Source organism: Parasphingopyxis sp. (assembly GCF_052168295.1).
Classification (GTDB): domain Bacteria; phylum Pseudomonadota; class Alphaproteobacteria; order Sphingomonadales; family Sphingomonadaceae; genus Parasphingopyxis.
The window spans coordinates 11,667-27,148 of sequence record NZ_JBQLZN010000036.1 but is presented as its reverse complement, the minus strand read 5'-3'; the positions used below and the strand labels follow the sequence as shown (position 1 = coordinate 27,148).

The following is a 15,482-nucleotide window of genomic DNA, read 5'->3' as shown; positions in this document are numbered from 1 at the left end:
ACCTATAGCGCAGATCGGCCGCGACCGCGAGTTTCGGCATTTGCCGGCGCGCTGCTGCGAAGCCAATCTTTTGCTTTGCCTAGCGTTTCCCCGATGGCGCCCTGCCTGTGCGTCTGCTAACCGGTCGGCCATGAGTTTCGCCGAAGCAACAACCGCGTCCCGGGAGATACTGACCGGGCTCCACGACGTGATGGCGTCGCGCAACCATGCGCAGGGCAAGCTCAACCGCGTCGTCGAGATTATCGGCGAGGCGCTGTCGAGCGAGGTCTGCTCGATCTACCTGCTGCGCGAGGGCGTGCTCGAGCTGTTCGCGACGCGCGGCCTCAACCAGGACGCGGTGCACGTCACCAAGCTCGCCATGGGCGAAGGGCTGGTCGGCGTGATCGCCGAGAGCGGCCGCATCCTCAATCTCGACGAGGCGACCTCGCACCCGGACTTCGCCTACAAGCCCGAAACCGGCGAGGAAACCTATCACAGCTTCGCCGGCATCCCGATCATCCATCGCGAACGCGCGGTCGGCGTGCTCGCCGTGCAGCATGCCGACCCCCGGCCCTATGACGATGTCGAGATCGAGGCGCTGCAGACCGTCGCCATGGTGCTCGCCGAACTGATCGCCAGCGCCGAGCTGATCGACGAGAGCGGCACGGAAGCCGAGATCGCGCGCCAGACCGAAGCCATGCGGCTGACCGGGCAAAAGCTCGTCATCGGCATGGGCGAGGGCAAGGCGGTATTCCACCAGCCGCGTGTCGATATCGAGCATACGGTCGCCGAGGATACCGAAGCCGAACGCCAGCGCGTCTATCAGGCGTTCCGCAAGATGCGCGAACAGATCGACGCGCTGTCCAACCAGGCGGAATTCGGGGCGGCGGGCGAGCACAAGGACGTGCTCGAGACATACAAGATGTTCGCCTATGACGAAGGCTGGAGCCGCCGGATCAACGCGGCGATCGACAGCGGCCTCACCGCCGAAGCGGCGATCGAACGCGTACAGCAGCGCACCCGCGCCCGGATGCACGAGATCGACGACCCGCTGCTCGCCGAGCGGATGCACGACCTGGAAGATCTGGCGAACCGGCTGATCCGGATCGTCGCCGGGCAATTGGGCACGGCCGCCCAGCTCGGCCTGCGCAGCGATTCGATCCTGATCGCCCGCAATCTGGGGCCCGCCGAACTGCTCGAATATGACCGGCGGCGGCTGAAAGGCGTCGTGCTCGAGGAAGGCTCGCTCACCGCGCACGTCACGATCGTCGCGCGGGCCATGGGCGTGCCCGTGCTCGGGCGCGTGCAGAATATCCGCCGCCTGATCCATGAAGGCGATCAGCTGCTGCTCGACGTCGAGGACGGTTCGGTATTCGTGCGCCCGTCTCCGACGATGGTCGAAGCGTTCGAGGCCAAGCTCGCCCGGATGCAGCAGAAGCGCGCGGCGTTCGAGGCGCTGCGCGACCTGGCACCGGAAACGCAGTGCGGCAAGCGGATGAAAGTGATGGTCAATGCCGGGCTGCGCGAGGATGTCGACACGCTCAGCCTGGCCGGCGCCGACGGGATCGGCCTGTTCCGCACCGAGTTCCAGTTCCTCGTCTCCGCCACCCTGCCCCGCCGCGAGGCGCAGCAGAAGCTCTACAAGGACGTGCTCGACGCGGCTGGCGACAAGCCGGTGATCTTCCGCACGCTCGATATCGGCGGCGACAAGTCGGTGCCCTATCTGCGCACCGAAACGGCCGAAGAGGAAAATCCGGCGATGGGCTGGCGCGCGCTGCGCCTGTCGCTCGATCGCGAAGGCCTGATGAAGGTGCAGGCGCGCGCGCTGATCGAGGCGGCGGCCGGCAAGACGCTCAGCGTGATGTTCCCGATGGTGTCCGAACCCTGGGAGTTCGAAGAGGCCCGGGCGCTGTTCGAGGCGCAGCGCGTCTGGCTCGAAGACCATCATCACATGCTGCCGCACGAAATCCGCTATGGCTGCATGCTGGAAGTGCCGGCGCTGGCCGAGGCGCTGGACCAGCTTCTGCCGCGCATCGATTTCCTGTCGGTCGGCACGAACGATCTGACCCAGTTCCTGTTCGCCGCCGATCGCGCCGACCCGCGCATCGCGGAACGCTACGATTGGCTGAGCCCGGCCATCCTGCGGTTCCTGCGCCGCATCTTCAAGGCGAGCGCCGAGGCGGGCGTACCGGCGACGATCTGCGGCGAGATGGGCGGCCGGCCGCTGGAGGCGATGGCGCTGATCGGCCTTGGCGTGGAGCAGCTTTCGATCACGCCGGCGGCCGTCGGATCGATCAAGGCGATGATCCGGTCGCTGGACGCTGCCATGCTGCGCGAGCAGATGGATGCATGGCTCGCCGAACCGCCCTATGACATGCGCCAGACTCTACTCGACTGGGCAGAGCAACGGTCGGTCGCGATCGGTTGACTTGGCAACATTGGCGGCGCGAAAGCCATTGACATGAATCACGGCAGCTTGCGAAAGCGCAGCTGCAGTTAACCAGCGCGCCGACTGGTTTATAGGGGACGCAGATGTCGGACGAAAGTGGCGAAGACGGCACTTTATTCGAAACGCCGGTCGGAACCAAGCTTCGCGAAGCCCGCGAGAGCCAGAGCATTTCGCTCGAAGACATCGCACGAACGACGCGCATCCCTTTGCGCCAGCTCGAAAATATCGAGAATAGCGATTACGAAAAATTGCCGGCGCCGACCTATAGCACTGGCTTCGTGAAGGCCTATGCGCTGGCCGTCGGCCTCGATCCCAAAGCGATGGCCGCGGCCTTTCGCGAGGAGATCGACTATGGTTCCGCCACACAGGCGAGCGGCGACTATTTCGAACCGACCGATCCCGCGCGCGTGCCGCCGCGCAGTCTCGCCTGGATCGCCGCGGCCATCGCGATCGTCCTGATCGCCGCCTATGCATTGTGGCGCAGCGGCGTTTTCGGGCTCGACGCGGACGATCGGGCGCGAATGGCCGCTGGCACCGAACCTTCGGCCGCGAGCGAACAGGCCGATGGCGTGGCGACCGAACAGGCGACCCCGACCGCACCGCCCCCGGCCGACGGCGCTGTCGTGCTGGAAGCCACGGACACGGTGTGGCTGCGCATCTATGACGGCGAGACCGGCGATCGCATCCATGAGACCGAGATGCAGGCCGGCGATCGGTATGAAGTACCCGCCGACGCGGCGAACCCGATGATCCGCACCGGCCGCGCCGACGCCCTGCGCGTGACGGTCGGCGGCCAGCCGGTCGATCCGATCGGCCCGCCGCAGACCGTGATCAGCGATGTCAGCCTGCTGCCCGCCGATCTCGTGCGGCCCCGGCCCCAGGCGCCTCCCGCCAACTAACAGGCTGCCACCGCTTCATATTGGCGACAGCTTTGCCCGGCGATATAGACAGCGCACGGGTTCAGGGAGGGACATTCGCCATGCGCTACATGCTGATCGCCGCACTCTTGATGAGCGGAACCGCAGCTCCGGCCCTGGCGCAGAGCGACGATCTGGACCGGCGCATCGATCGCGTCGAACGCGAGGTCCGCGCGCTGCAACGCGAAGTGTTTCCGGGCGGCAATTCGGACTTTTTCGAACCCGAGATCCAGACCGGTACGCGGGACGGCACGGCCGGCAATCCGGCATCCGCGCCGATCACCGCGCTTACTGACCGGGTGAATGCGCTCGAACGCCAGCTGGCGACGCTGACGGGCCAGGTCGAGGAAAACAGCTTCGAGCTGCGCCAGCTCAGATCCATGGTGGAGGCACTGCAGGGCGGCGCACCGACGGGCGACGAGGATGTCATGCTCGACGCGGCGACCTTGGCGGACGAGGGAGATGCCGCGTCGGAAGACACCGCGACCGGCGATAGCGACACCGGAGCCGAACCCACCGAAAGCACCGACGCACCGCCGCCGGACACGAGTTCGAGCGAACCGCCTTTGCCCGAAGATGCGGGCGAAGCCTCCTATGTGCGCGGCTATCGCATGTGGCGTGATGGGCGTTACGAGGAAGCACGCACGCAGCTTCGCGAAACGGTCGAGAATTTCCCGGGGCACCGTTTCGAAAGCTATGCGCGCAACCTGCTCGGCCGCGCCTATCTCGACGACGACAAGCCCGCCAACGCCACCGAAATTTTCGTGCGCAACTACCAGGAATTGCCGGAAGGCGACCGGGCGGCGGACAGCCTGTTCTTCCTCGGCATTGCGCTGACGCGTCTCAATTACAACGACCGCGCCTGCCTCGCCTTCGACGAGTTGCGCGATGTTTACGGCGAGAGCCTGCGCAGCACGATCCGCGAGCAGGTCCCCGCCGCGCGCGAAGCCGCGGGCTGCAGCTAGCGCCGCGGGCGGTCGCATCGCTTTCTTTGGGCGCCGCGGCTAAGACCGACGGATGTCCGACACTCCCCTTCTCGACCGGTTTCGCGCCGCGACCGAGCGCCTGACGGGACGCCCGCCACAATCGGATAGCGCGCTCGGGATCGCGGTATCGGGTGGACCGGATAGTGTGGCGCTGCTGTCGCTCGCCGCAGCCGCCTATCCCGGCGCGGTCAAGGCGGCAACGGTCGATCATGGGCTGCGGCCCGAAGCCGCGGACGAAGCGCGGCATGTGGCCGCTATCTGCGAGACGCTCGGCGTGCCGCATGCGATCCTCACCCCGGCCACGCCGATCACCGGAAATCTGCAATCGGCGGCGCGTGCCGCGCGCTACGCGCTGCTCGAAGACTGGCGGACTGCGGAAGGCCTGCAATGGATCGCCACCGCGCATCATGCCGACGACCAGCTCGAGACGGTCCTCATGCGGCTTTTGCGCGGCAGCGGCGTGGACGGCCTGTCGGCCATCCGGCCCGTCAACGGCCCCGTAATCCGACCGCTGCTGGACGTGCCTAAGGCCGAACTCGTCGCGCATGTCGAAGCGACCGGATTGTCGGCAATTGCCGATCCGAGCAACACAGACGACGCTTTCGACCGGGTTCGGCTGCGCAAGGCGCTGATGGACCTGCCGGACTTCGATCCGGCGCGTGTTTCCCGGTCCGCCGACGCGCTGCGCGATGCCAGCGAAGCACTGAAATGGATGTGCGCGCGAGAGGCGGAACATTGCATCAAGCACGACGAGGGAAGCGTCACTCTGACCCGCACCGATTATCCGCGCGAGCTGCTCAGGCGGCTCGTCATCGACTGCCTCGACCGGGTCGATCCCGAGCATGGCGCGCGGGGACCGGCGCTCGACCGGGCGATCGCGGCGCTTTCGGACGGCGAAAAGACTGTGATCGGTAAAATTCTTTGCGTGCCGGAATCGCCGGAAATTTGGCGGTTTTCTATGGCCCCGCCGCGAAAAACGGGCTGAATCGCCCCGGTCACCCGCTGTTCACCGTATCGCGCTAATTGTCTTTTCGCCGGGAAAACCTATTTTGACGGCATCACAAGGGCGAGAATGCGATGAACGACGAGAAAGATCCGCAAGGCGGCGGCACGAATCCCTGGATGAAGAGCCTCTTCATCTGGGCCGGCATATTGGTGGCGCTGATCCTGTTCGTGACGATGTTCGACAGCAGTAGCGCGCGCGCCGACGAGTCCCTTCCCTATTCGGATTTCCTCGATCGCGTCGAACAGAATGAGGTCACGCAGGTCGAGATCAACGAGGGCTTCATCAACGGCACGCTGACCGACCAGTCGACCTTCCGCACCGATCTTCCGCCGCGCGTCACGATTCCCGTCGACGAAATGCGCGAAGCCGGTATCGAGATCAGCGGCCGTCCCGCCGAGCAGGCGAGCATCTGGACCTATGTGCTGCTCAATCTCCTGCCCTTCATCCTGATCTTCGGCATCGCCTTCCTGATCATCCGGCAAATGCAGAAGAATGCGGGCGGCGGCGCGATGGGCTTCGGCAAGTCCAAGGCCAAGATGCTGACCGAGCGACAGGGCAAGGTGACGTTCGAAGACGTGGCCGGCATCGACGAGGCGCGCGAAGAGCTGCAGGAGATCGTCGAGTTCCTTAAGGACCCGGGCAAATTCTCGCGTCTCGGCGGCCAGATCCCGAAAGGCGCGCTGCTCGTCGGCTCGCCCGGTACCGGTAAGACGCTGCTCGCGCGCGCGATTGCGGGCGAAGCGGGCGTGCCCTTCTTCACCATTTCCGGTTCGGATTTCGTCGAGATGTTCGTCGGCGTCGGTGCGAGCCGCGTCCGCGACATGTTCGAACAGGCCAAGAAGAATGCGCCGTGCATCGTCTTCATCGACGAGATCGACGCGGTCGGCCGCCATCGCGGCGCTGGCCTCGGCAACGGCAATGACGAGCGTGAGCAGACGCTCAACCAGCTGCTCGTCGAAATGGACGGCTTCGAGGCCAATGAAGGTATCATTATCATCGCCGCGACCAACCGGCCCGATGTGCTCGACCCGGCGCTCCTGCGGCCCGGCCGTTTCGACCGCCAGGTCGTCGTGCCGCGACCCGACATCGACGGGCGCGAGAAGATTCTCGAAGTGCATATGCGCAAGGTGCCGCTGGCGCCGGACGTCGATGCGCGGGTCATCGCGCGCGGCACACCCGGCTTCTCGGGCGCCGATCTCGCCAACCTCGTCAACGAGGCCGCGCTCATGGCTGCCCGGCGCGGTAAGCGCCTCGTTGCGATGAGCGAGTTCGAGGACGCCAAGGACAAGGTGATGATGGGCAGCGAACGCAAGTCCATGGTCATGACCGAGGACGAGAAGCGGATGACGGCCTATCACGAAGCCGGCCATGCGATCGTCTCGATCCACGAACCAGCGTCCGACCCGATCCACAAGGCGACGATCATCCCGCGCGGCCGCGCGCTGGGCATGGTGATGCGCCTGCCCGAGCGGGACAATTACAGCTATCATCGCGACAAGATGCACGCCAATCTTGCGGTCAGCATGGGCGGCCGCGTCGCCGAGGAAATCATTTTCGGCCACGAGAAAGTGTCGAGCGGCGCGCAGGGCGATATTCAATACGCCACCAAGCTCGCCCGCGACATGGTGACGCAATGGGGCATGTCCGACGAGCTCGGCCCGCTTCAATATGAAGAGGAGCAGGGCGAAACCTTCCTCGGCTATTCGCAGTCGCAGCGGGTGCACATGTCCGACGAGACGGCGAAGAAGATCGACAAGGAGATCCGCAAGCTGATCGACGACAGCTATGCGCGTGCGCGGCAGGTGCTGACCGATCACGAGGACCAGCTCCACGCGCTCGCCAATGCGCTGCTCGAATATGAGACGCTGTCGGGCGACGAGATCGACGAGCTGATCGATACCGGCAAGTTCGAGCGGCATGATGGCGAGACCGTCAAGCCGTCTACCATCCCCGCCGGCGGTTCGAGCATTCCGAAAACAAAGCGCCGGAAACGGCCCTTCGGCGGCGCCGCGCCTGAAGGCGCCTGACGCGCCGGTCTCGACCGAATGGAAAGGCTCGCTTCGGCGGGCCTTTTCTTTGCCCGCTAACCGAGCGCGCCGATCGCGAGCAGCAGGATGAAGAAGATCATCGCGGTGAAAATGCAGAAAAAGGCGAGAATGCAGGTGCGCAGAAACGCCGTGATCCGGCCGATGTCGTACGTCCCGCGCAATTGCTTGTACATGTGGATGAACGGGATAAAGGTCGCCGCCGTAGCGATCCAGCCGGCCCCCACCCCGGCAAAACCGAGTACCGTGAGCATGATCGCAAAGAGCGACATGAAGGCCAGCGAATAGGTGACGAACACCGTGTGGTCGTACATCTTGAAACGGCGTGTGTAGAAGAAGAGCAGCCAGACGAACGGCACGGATATCGGGATCAGCAGCCAGGAGAATTTGTAGAAATTCGCCTGCAGCTTGTAGAGCGCGAGGCTCGGATTTTCCTCGATCTTCTCGATGCCGTAATCGAGCCGATCCCAGCCCGTCGTAAAGCCGGAGCCGCTGTTTTGCGCCGCATCCGTCGTGCCGCCGATCGCCTCGAGCGAATTCTGGCCGACCTGCATGCCGGCAATCTGATCGTCCAGCTCCGCCGCCCGCTGTTCGAGCGCGGGAAGCCTCCAGCTTTGCCCCGGCTGGCTGCCCACTACCGCGATCCGCCGCTCCAGCTCCTCGCGTTCCTCCTGCACCCTCGCCATCTGCTCGTCGAGATTGGCCCGGGCCGCACCCACATCGACCACGGCTTGCGGATCTTCGACGTCCAGATTGGAGAGCGAAACGCCGTAGATCGTCAATATGCCGAACATCAGGAACACGCCGAACAGGAACATGCCAAGCGGCGAGACGAATTTGGCGCGCTCGCCATGAATGTAGCGACGGGTCAACTGGCCCGGCTGGAACATCAATAGCGGCAGCGTCCGCCAGAATTTTCCGTCGAGATGGAAGACACCATGGATAAGCTCATGGCCGATCGCGCCGATGCTGCGATGGACATGGGCTTTCTGGCCGCAATAGTGACAGTGCGTGCCGACCAGCTCGGTCGAGCAGTTGCCGCAATGGGTCTCGCCATGGCCGGCGCCGCCTTCGCCATGCGCACTCTCGACCGCGCGTGCTGCAAGCCCGCCGGTTACGGCTTCCCCTATGCCTTCAATGCCGTCGTCCATCGACCGCTCCCCTTATGCACCCCATAGCGGGCAAGACAGCCGCTCGTCGATAGCCGTTCCCGCACGGCGCCGGGCATGATATGCCGCCACCGATGAACGAACATCGATCCATTCCCGACCCCGAGGCGCTGATCGCCGATATGGGCGCGCGTGCGCGGGACGCCGCGCGCGTGCTGGCACAGACCCCGACGGAGACCAAGGCCACGGCCGTGCGCAATGCCGCGGCCGCGCTGCGCGCGTCCGAAGACGAAATCGTGAAGGCCAACCGCGCCGATATGGCGCGCGGCGAAGCGAACGGCCTGACGGCAGCCATGCTCGACCGGCTGAAGCTCGACGGCGAGCGGATCGAGGGCATCGCACAGTCATTGGAATCGGTCGCCGCGCTGCCCGATCCGGTCGGCGCGGTCATCGACGAAAGCACCCGGCCGAACGGCCTGAAACTGTCCCGCGTGCGCATTCCCTTGGGCGTGATAGGGATCATCTATGAAAGCCGGCCCAATGTGACGGCGGATGCCGGAGCGCTGTGCCTGATGGCGGGCAACGCGGCGATTCTGCGCGGCGGATCGGAGGCCCTGGAATCCAACCGCGCGATCCATGCCTGCCTCGTCGAAGGCCTGCAGCAGGCGGGCCTGCCCGAAGATGCGGTCCAGCTCGTCTCGTCGACCGACCGTGCGGCAGTCGGCGCCATGCTGCGCGCAAACGGCCTGATCGACATCGTCGTGCCACGCGGCGGCAAGGGGCTGGTCGCGCGTGTGCAGGAGGAAGCGCGCGTGCCCGTGCTCGCGCATCTCGACGGGCTCTGCCATACCTATGTCCACGCCGCGGCCGATCCGGAGATGGCACGCGACATTGCCGTGAACGCCAAGATGCGGCGGACCGGCATTTGCGGCGCGATGGAAACGCTGCTTGTGGATCGCGAATTTCCGGAGCCCGCCATGCTCGTCGACGCGCTGATCGAAGCGGGGTGCGAAGTGCGCGGCGACGATGCGGTGCAACAGCTCGACAAAAGGGTGAAAGCCGCAAGCGCCGAAGATTGGGACACGGAGTATCTCGAGCCCATTGCGTCGGTCGCAATCGTCGATGGCATGGACGCTGCACTCACGCATATCGCGCGCCATGGATCCGGCCACACCGACGCCATCGTGACCGAGGATGCCGATGCCGCCGCGGCGTTCCTGAACGGCACCGACAGCGCCATCGTCATGCACAACGCCTCGACCCAGTTTGCCGATGGCGGCGAGTTCGGGCTGGGCGCGGAGATCGGCATCTCCACCGGCCGGCTCCACGCCCGCGGCCCGGTCGCGCTGGAGGGACTGACAACGTACAAGTGGATCGCGCGCGGAGACGGGACGATACGCTCATGAACGGGCGGCTCCTGCTGATCGTCGGCGGATGGCTGTCGGCTGCCGCTTCGCTTCTGCATATTGCGGTGATCTTTGGCGGACCGGATTGGTACCGCTTTTTCGGCGCGGGCGAGCAAATGGCCCGGATGGCGGAACGCGGCGATGCCTACCCCGCCATCGTCACGACCCTGATCGCCCTGATACTGGCGATCTGGGCGGCATATGCCTTTTCCGGCGCAGGCGTGATCCGCCGACTGCCGCTGTTGCGGACCGGACTCGTCACGATCTCGGCCATCTATCTGCTGCGCGGACTGATCCTGGTTCCGATACTCTTTCTTTCCGATGTGCCCGCCACGCCGTTTGCCATCTGGAGCTCGCTGATCGTGCTCGCCTATGGCCTTGCCTATGCCGCAGGCACCTGGCTGAGCTGGCGGGCACTTCGCCCCGATGGCGGCAGCATCGCGGCTTGAAACCCACAGGCCTTCTCGGCGGATCGTTCAACCCGGCGCATTGCGGGCATCGCGGGATCAGCCTGTTCGCGCTCCACGCGCTCGGGCTCGACGAGATCTGGTGGCTCGTATCGCCGGGTAACCCGCTGAAGGAGGGCGCGAGCGACATGGCGCCGCTCGGCGCGCGGCTGGCCTCGGCACGCAAGATGGCACGCCGCGCGCGCATCCGGCCGACGGCGATCGAAGGCCAACTGGGCACGCGCTATACCGTCAATACGCTGGAAAAGCTGATCCGGCGCTATCCGAAGCGCAAATTCGTCTGGATCATGGGATCGGACAATCTCGCCCAGTTCCACCGCTGGAAAGACTGGCGGAGAATCGCCCGGCATATAGTGATTGCCGTGATCGCCCGTCCGGGGTATGAAGATGAGGCCTTGACCGCTCCGGCCATGGCTTGGCTGCGGCGCTACGTCCGGCCCGCAAGCCAATCGCGTGATTGGACGGATTGGAGACCGCCAGCGCTCGTGTATTTGCGCTTTCGACCCGATCCCCGCTCCGCCACGAGATTGCGGCGTGACAATCCGCAATGGCATCTCGCATTTTCCTCAACAGCTTCGCGTGATCCGGTCACGCGACGGCGCATCCCATAGGAGACATCTTGCCCGCTTCATCAGCTGCGACGCTCCCGAACACTGACGCCCAAACGGCCGAAGATCTTCACCAGCTCATATTGCAGTCCCTCGATGACGATCAGGCGCAGGAAGTGACCTCGATCCCGCTCGCCGGGAAGTCGTCTATCGGCGATTATATGGTCATCGCCAGCGGCCGCTCGACCCGTCATGTCGCCGCGATTGCCGAAAAACTGGCCGAGCGGATGAAAGCCGAATTCGGCATCCCGACGCGGATCGAAGGCCTGCCGCAGGCGGACTGGGTCCTGCTCGACGCGGGTGATGTCATCGTCCACCTGTTCCGCCCGGAAGTCCGCAGCTTCTACAATCTGGAGCGGATGTGGGGCTTTGGCGAGCAAGAGGATGCCGGCGAGGCCGATAGCTGAGCCTGACGCTCCACATCGTCGCGCGCGGCAAGATCGGCCGCGGGCCGGAAGCCGATCTCGTCGACCGCTATGTCCAGCGGATCGGCTGGGACGTCCGGATTACCGAACTGCCGGATACGGGCGGCAAGGCACCCCCTGCCCCGCCGGCGACGAAAATCGTGACGCTCGACGAGAAGGGCAAGCAGCTCGGCTCGGTCGAGCTCGCCAACCGGATCGGCGACTGGCGCGACCAGGGCATTCGCGAAATCCGCTTCCTGATCGGCGCGGCGGACGGACTGACCGCGGAGGAACGCGCGAGTGCCGATCTCTCCATCGCCTTCGGCAAGGCGACTTGGCCGCATCTGATGGCCCGCGCGATGCTGGCCGAGCAATTGTGGCGCGCCAGTTCGATCCTTGCCAATCACCCCTATCATCGCGAAGGGTAGCGTGATGATCCTGCGCCTTCTCGCCATGTTCGCGCTGTTCGCGGCCGTGCTCGCGCCCTTCGCGCTCGCCCAGCCGAGCAGCAGCACGAGCGAGGCCGAGGCGCTGGAAGAGGCGTTGCGCCAGCGCGCCATCGCCCGGCAACGCGCCGAACAGTTTGAAAGCCAAGCGGAAAATGCGCAGAGCCGGGCCGAGCGCGCCGCGGCCGACGAGGCCGCCGCCGCGGCACAAGTGCAGGCCGCAGAGGCCGATCTCACCGCCGCGCAGAGCCGGATCGCGCTGATCGAGCGGTTGCGCGCGGAACAGCGCGCCCGGCTCGCCGAACGGCAGGGATCGATCATCACGCTAACCGCCGCGCTTCAGACCATGGCGCGCCGCCCGCCCGCGCTCGCGCTCGTCCATCAGGGCAGCATCACCGATCTCGTCCATATCCGCTCGCTCTTCTCGACGACCCTGCCGATCGTGCGGGAACGCACGGCGGGATTGCGCGCCGAAGTCGTGCGCGGATCGAATTTGCGGCTGCAGGCCGATCGCGCCGTGGCGCTGCTCGAAGAGCGGCAGAGCGCGCTCGAGCAGCGCCGTGTCCAGCTTGCGGAGCTCGAACAAGGCTCGCGCGCGCGCGCCGAGCAGCTCGAACGCTCGGCGATGGTGGAGAGTGACCGCGTTCTGGCACTCGGCGAGGATGCGCGCGATATCCGCACGCTGATGGCCGAACTCGAACGCCAGGCCGAGGTCCGCGAGGACCTGATGGCGCTGCCGGGCCCGCGCCTGCGTCCCGCCCGGCCCGGCGAAGCGCGCGCACCCACCCGCCAGACCGCCGATGCGAATGCAAATCGCCGGCCGCCCTATCGCCTGCCGGTCATGGGCCAAGTGGTCGAAGGACTGGGCGAAGTGTCCGATGCGGGCGTCAGGTCGCGCGGACTGACCATCGCGACCCAACCGGGCGCCCAGGTGATCGCGCCGACGGCCGGGCGCGTCAGCTATGCGGGCGATTTCCGCGGCTATGGACGGATCGTCATCATCGACCATAGCGGCGGCTGGACGACGCTGATCACCGATCTCGCGACGATCAGCGTGCAGGTCGGACAGGTGGTGCGGCAGGGCTCACCGATCGGCCGCACGGGAGACGATCGACCCACAGTTACTGTGGAATTGCGCCGCGGCGGCGAACCGGTCGATATTTCCTCGCTCGTAAGCCGCGGTTAAGGCGAAACATCCTATCCTTTGCCGAACACCGGAAAACCGCTATTATGCCGCGATCAGTTGAGAGAGTGAGACCCATGGCAAGACCCTTTATCAGTGCGATCGGCGCCGCCGGCACCCTGGCCCTGATTCCCGCCTTCACCGCCGCCCTCGCGGCCGTGGATGTCGATACCTATCGCGAACTCGACCAGTTCATGGACGTGTTCGAACGGGTGCGCGCCGAATATGTCGACGAGATCAGCGACGAAGACCTGATGCGCGGCGCGATCGACGGGATGCTCGCCAGCCTCGATCCGCACAGCTCCTTTCTCGACGAAACGGGCTTTGAGCGGCTGACGACGCAAAGCCAGGGCGAATATGGCGGGCTCGGCCTCACCGTCACGCTGGAAGACGGCGCGGTGAAGGTGATCGCGCCGTTCGAGGATACGCCGGCAGATCGCGCAGGCATTCAGGCCGGCGACTATATCACGCATCTCGACGGCGAGCTGATTTTCGGCGGTACGCTGGACGAGGCGGTCGAGCAGATGCGCGGCACACCGGGCACCTCGATAGAGTTGACCGTCGTCCGGCCCGGACAGGACGAACCGCTCGAATTCACGCTGACCCGCGAGATCATCGAACTGCGCGCCGTGGAATGGGAAGTGCAGGACCGGGTCGGTATCATCAACATCAACACCTTCAACCGCAATACGGGCGAAGAAGTCAGCGCAGCCATTGCGGCGATCAACCAGTCGCTCGGCGGCCAGCCGACCGGCTATGTGATCGATTTGCGCTCCAATCCGGGCGGGCTGCTCGATCAGGCGATCGCGGTGTCCGACATCTTCCTGGAACGCGGCGAGGTCGTATCGCAGCGCGGGCGGCGCAGCGGCGACATCCAGCGCTATTATGCGCGCTCCGGAGACGATACGAACGGGCTGCCGCTCGTCGTGATCGTCGATGCGGGCACGGCTTCGGCCTCCGAGATCGTCGCGGGCGCATTGCAGGACCATCGCCGTGCGCTGATCATCGGCGAGCAGACCTTCGGCAAGGGATCGGTCCAGACCATCCTGCCGCTCTCTGAAAATACCGCGCTCCGGCTTACCACCGCGCGTTACTACACGCCGGCCGGTAATTCGGTACAGGAAGGCGGAATCGAACCCGATCTCGACGTGCCGCAGCTCACCAACCCGAACTGGCGCGACGCACCGCGTTTCCGCGAGGCCGATCTCCGGCGTCACCTCATCAACGAGGAAAATGTCCAGGAAGACGTGATCGAGGACGATATCCGCGAAGATCCGCGCTTCACCGCCACGTCGGAAGAACTGGCCGAACAGGGTATCGAGGATTTCCAGCTGCATTATGCCGTGGAAACGATCGCCCGGCTCGCGCGGCAGAACCCGCCCTTGAGAACGGCATCGGCACGACGCGAATAGCCGGAATCGAACGGCCATGACGTCTATCGGACTTGCCCGCACGCTTGCGCTTGTCGTGCCGACCGCATTGCTCGCCGGCGCGCTCGGCTCCGAACATCTCGCTGGGCTCTACCCATGCGAAATGTGCCATTGGCAGCGCTGGCCGCACTATGCGGCGGTACCGCTGGCGCTGATCGCGATTGTCCTGCGCAGTAACAGCATCGGCACCGCCTTTCTCTGGCTGGCCACGTTCGCCATTTTCGTGAGCGGCGCGATCGGCGTTTTTCACGCGGGCGTTGAATATGGTTTCTGGGAAGGCATTACGGGCTGCGCGACCATGCCGGCCGCGGGCGGCGATTTCCTGACCGATATCGCATCGACACCGATCATCGCCTGCGACCGGCCGCAATGGACGCTTTTCGGCATTTCGCTCGCCGGATTTAACGCGATAATTTCGATCGGCGCTGCTATGGTGATCGCATGGCTAATACGCAAACCGACCCCGTAAGACTTCCCGGCGACCCACGCCCCGACGTGGAGGCGATGATCCGCGTCGACCAGGCCGGCGAATATGGTGCAACGCGCATCTATGCCGGGCAATTGGCGATCCTTGGCGATCGCAGCCCCGCCGCCCGCTCGATTGCCCATATGGCCGAACAGGAAAAGCGCCATTGCGAGCGGTTCAACGCACTGACGATCGAGCGCGGCGTCCGCCCGACCCTGCTCCAGCCTTTCTGGGACAAGGCCGGTTTTGCCCTCGGCGCCGCGACAGCCCTGCTCGGCCCGGAGGCCGCGATGGCTTGCACCGCCGCGATCGAAACCGAAATCGACAAACATTATGGCGAGCAGCTTGAAGAGCTCGGCGATTCGGACCCCGAACTCAGCGAGATGATCGCCGAATTCCAGGCCGAGGAAGTCGAACATCGCGAAACGGCGCTGGCCGAGGGTGCGGAGCAGGCGCCAGCCTATCCGCTGCTGTCCGGCGCGATCCGGCTCGGCTGCCGGCTCGCCATCGCCGCCGCCAAGCGCATCTGACCGGTTTCGGGAATTCAGGCCAGCGCAATAATCGCTCTGGCATCTTGCCGA

General features: G+C 65.3%; 15 protein-coding genes. 14 read left to right on the top strand and 1 reads right to left on the bottom strand.

Features of this window, described 5'->3' with window-relative positions; all coding sequences use genetic code 11:
• The first annotated feature begins 130 nt into the window (after positions 1 to 130).
• The 5 genes from ptsP (at position 131) to ftsH (ending at position 7,364) form a co-directional block, all read left to right on the top strand.
• Positions 131 to 2,407: a phosphoenolpyruvate--protein phosphotransferase gene (gene ptsP / locus ACTS1Z_RS06160; protein WP_442623571.1), complete on the top strand. Its 2,277-nt coding sequence runs from the start codon at positions 131 to 133 to the stop codon at positions 2,405 to 2,407.
• Positions 2,408 to 2,511: 104 nt separating this feature from the next.
• Positions 2,512 to 3,327, top strand: a complete 816-nt coding sequence (locus ACTS1Z_RS06155; protein ID WP_442623570.1) for a helix-turn-helix domain-containing protein — start codon at positions 2,512 to 2,514, stop codon at positions 3,325 to 3,327.
• Between the two features lie 80 nt (positions 3,328 to 3,407).
• Entirely contained in the window at positions 3,408 to 4,310 is a 903-nt protein-coding gene (locus ACTS1Z_RS06150) for a YbgF trimerization domain-containing protein (protein WP_442623569.1), read from the top strand.
• Positions 4,311 to 4,362: 52 nt separating this feature from the next.
• On the top strand, positions 4,363 to 5,316 hold the full coding sequence (tilS, locus tag ACTS1Z_RS06145) for a tRNA lysidine(34) synthetase TilS (RefSeq protein WP_442623568.1): 954 nt from the start codon (positions 4,363 to 4,365) through the stop codon (positions 5,314 to 5,316).
• Positions 5,317 to 5,408: 92 nt separating this feature from the next.
• On the top strand, positions 5,409 to 7,364 hold the full coding sequence (gene ftsH / locus ACTS1Z_RS06140) for an ATP-dependent zinc metalloprotease FtsH (RefSeq protein ID WP_442623567.1): 1,956 nt from the start codon (positions 5,409 to 5,411) through the stop codon (positions 7,362 to 7,364).
• 56 nt (positions 7,365 to 7,420) lie between these two features.
• Here ftsH and ACTS1Z_RS06135 read toward each other — a convergent pair whose 3' ends face one another.
• Positions 7,421 to 8,533 carry a DUF3667 domain-containing protein gene (locus ACTS1Z_RS06135; RefSeq protein ID WP_442623566.1) on the bottom strand — a complete coding sequence of 371 codons (1,113 nt, stop codon included), beginning with the start codon at positions 8,531 to 8,533 and terminating at the stop codon, positions 7,421 to 7,423.
• Between the two features lie 92 nt (positions 8,534 to 8,625).
• On the opposite strand from ACTS1Z_RS06135, the gene ACTS1Z_RS06130 reads away from it, so the two are divergent.
• From ACTS1Z_RS06130 to ACTS1Z_RS06090, 9 genes are all read left to right on the top strand, one after another.
• Positions 8,626 to 9,897: a glutamate-5-semialdehyde dehydrogenase gene (locus ACTS1Z_RS06130; RefSeq protein ID WP_442623565.1), complete on the top strand. Its 1,272-nt coding sequence runs from the start codon at positions 8,626 to 8,628 to the stop codon at positions 9,895 to 9,897.
• Positions 9,894 to 10,346 (top strand): hypothetical protein, encoded by a 453-nt coding sequence (locus ACTS1Z_RS06125; protein WP_442623564.1) that lies wholly within the window; start codon positions 9,894 to 9,896, stop codon positions 10,344 to 10,346. The genes ACTS1Z_RS06130 and ACTS1Z_RS06125 overlap by 4 nt, the downstream gene beginning before the upstream one ends.
• Complete coding sequence (locus ACTS1Z_RS06120) at positions 10,343 to 10,975, top strand: nicotinate-nucleotide adenylyltransferase (protein WP_442623563.1); 633 nt, start codon at positions 10,343 to 10,345, stop codon at positions 10,973 to 10,975. The genes ACTS1Z_RS06125 and ACTS1Z_RS06120 overlap by 4 nt, the downstream gene beginning before the upstream one ends.
• An 8-nt stretch (positions 10,976 to 10,983) precedes the next feature.
• Positions 10,984 to 11,379, top strand: coding sequence for a ribosome silencing factor (gene rsfS / locus ACTS1Z_RS06115; protein WP_442623562.1), 396 nt, complete (start codon positions 10,984 to 10,986; stop codon positions 11,377 to 11,379).
• Between the two features lie 2 nt (positions 11,380 to 11,381).
• Entirely contained in the window at positions 11,382 to 11,804 is a 423-nt protein-coding gene (locus ACTS1Z_RS06110) for a 23S rRNA (pseudouridine(1915)-N(3))-methyltransferase RlmH (protein ID WP_442623595.1), read from the top strand.
• Positions 11,805 to 11,808: 4 nt separating this feature from the next.
• Positions 11,809 to 13,008, top strand: coding sequence for a murein hydrolase activator EnvC family protein (locus tag ACTS1Z_RS06105; protein ID WP_442623561.1), 1,200 nt, complete (start codon positions 11,809 to 11,811; stop codon positions 13,006 to 13,008).
• Between the two features lie 74 nt (positions 13,009 to 13,082).
• Positions 13,083 to 14,417 carry a S41 family peptidase gene (locus ACTS1Z_RS06100; RefSeq protein WP_442623560.1) on the top strand — a complete coding sequence of 445 codons (1,335 nt, stop codon included), beginning with the start codon at positions 13,083 to 13,085 and terminating at the stop codon, positions 14,415 to 14,417.
• Positions 14,418 to 14,433: 16 nt separating this feature from the next.
• The gene (locus tag ACTS1Z_RS06095) at positions 14,434 to 14,904 is read left to right on the top strand and encodes a disulfide bond formation protein B (protein ID WP_442623559.1); all 471 of its coding nucleotides are present in this window, start codon (positions 14,434 to 14,436) and stop codon (positions 14,902 to 14,904) included.
• A complete protein-coding gene (locus tag ACTS1Z_RS06090) occupies positions 14,877 to 15,431 on the top strand; it encodes a demethoxyubiquinone hydroxylase family protein (protein ID WP_442623558.1) in 555 nt (184 codons plus the stop codon). The genes ACTS1Z_RS06095 and ACTS1Z_RS06090 overlap by 28 nt, the downstream gene beginning before the upstream one ends.
• The last annotated feature ends 51 nt before the right edge of the window (positions 15,432 to 15,482 follow it).

Bases quoted from the DNA above. Each gene is read 5' to 3' on its own strand.
- ACTS1Z_RS06095 (WP_442623559.1), top strand. From the start codon at position 14,434: ATGACGTCTATCGGACTTGCCCGCACGCTTGCGCTTGTCGTGCCGACC.
- ptsP (WP_442623571.1), top strand. From the start codon at position 131: ATGAGTTTCGCCGAAGCAACAACCGCGTCCCGGGAGATACTGACCGGG.
- ftsH (WP_442623567.1), top strand. From the start codon at position 5,409: ATGAACGACGAGAAAGATCCGCAAGGCGGCGGCACGAATCCCTGGATG.
- ACTS1Z_RS06155 (WP_442623570.1), top strand. From the start codon at position 2,512: ATGTCGGACGAAAGTGGCGAAGACGGCACTTTATTCGAAACGCCGGTC.
- tilS (WP_442623568.1), top strand. From the start codon at position 4,363: ATGTCCGACACTCCCCTTCTCGACCGGTTTCGCGCCGCGACCGAGCGC.
- ACTS1Z_RS06105 (WP_442623561.1), top strand. From the start codon at position 11,809: ATGATCCTGCGCCTTCTCGCCATGTTCGCGCTGTTCGCGGCCGTGCTC.
- ACTS1Z_RS06090 (WP_442623558.1), top strand. From the start codon at position 14,877: ATGGCTAATACGCAAACCGACCCCGTAAGACTTCCCGGCGACCCACGC.
- ACTS1Z_RS06150 (WP_442623569.1), top strand. From the start codon at position 3,408: ATGCGCTACATGCTGATCGCCGCACTCTTGATGAGCGGAACCGCAGCT.
- ACTS1Z_RS06100 (WP_442623560.1), top strand. From the start codon at position 13,083: ATGGCAAGACCCTTTATCAGTGCGATCGGCGCCGCCGGCACCCTGGCC.
- ACTS1Z_RS06125 (WP_442623564.1), top strand. From the start codon at position 9,894: ATGAACGGGCGGCTCCTGCTGATCGTCGGCGGATGGCTGTCGGCTGCC.
- ACTS1Z_RS06135 (WP_442623566.1), bottom strand. From the start codon at position 8,533: ATGGACGACGGCATTGAAGGCATAGGGGAAGCCGTAACCGGCGGGCTT.
- ACTS1Z_RS06130 (WP_442623565.1), top strand. From the start codon at position 8,626: ATGAACGAACATCGATCCATTCCCGACCCCGAGGCGCTGATCGCCGAT.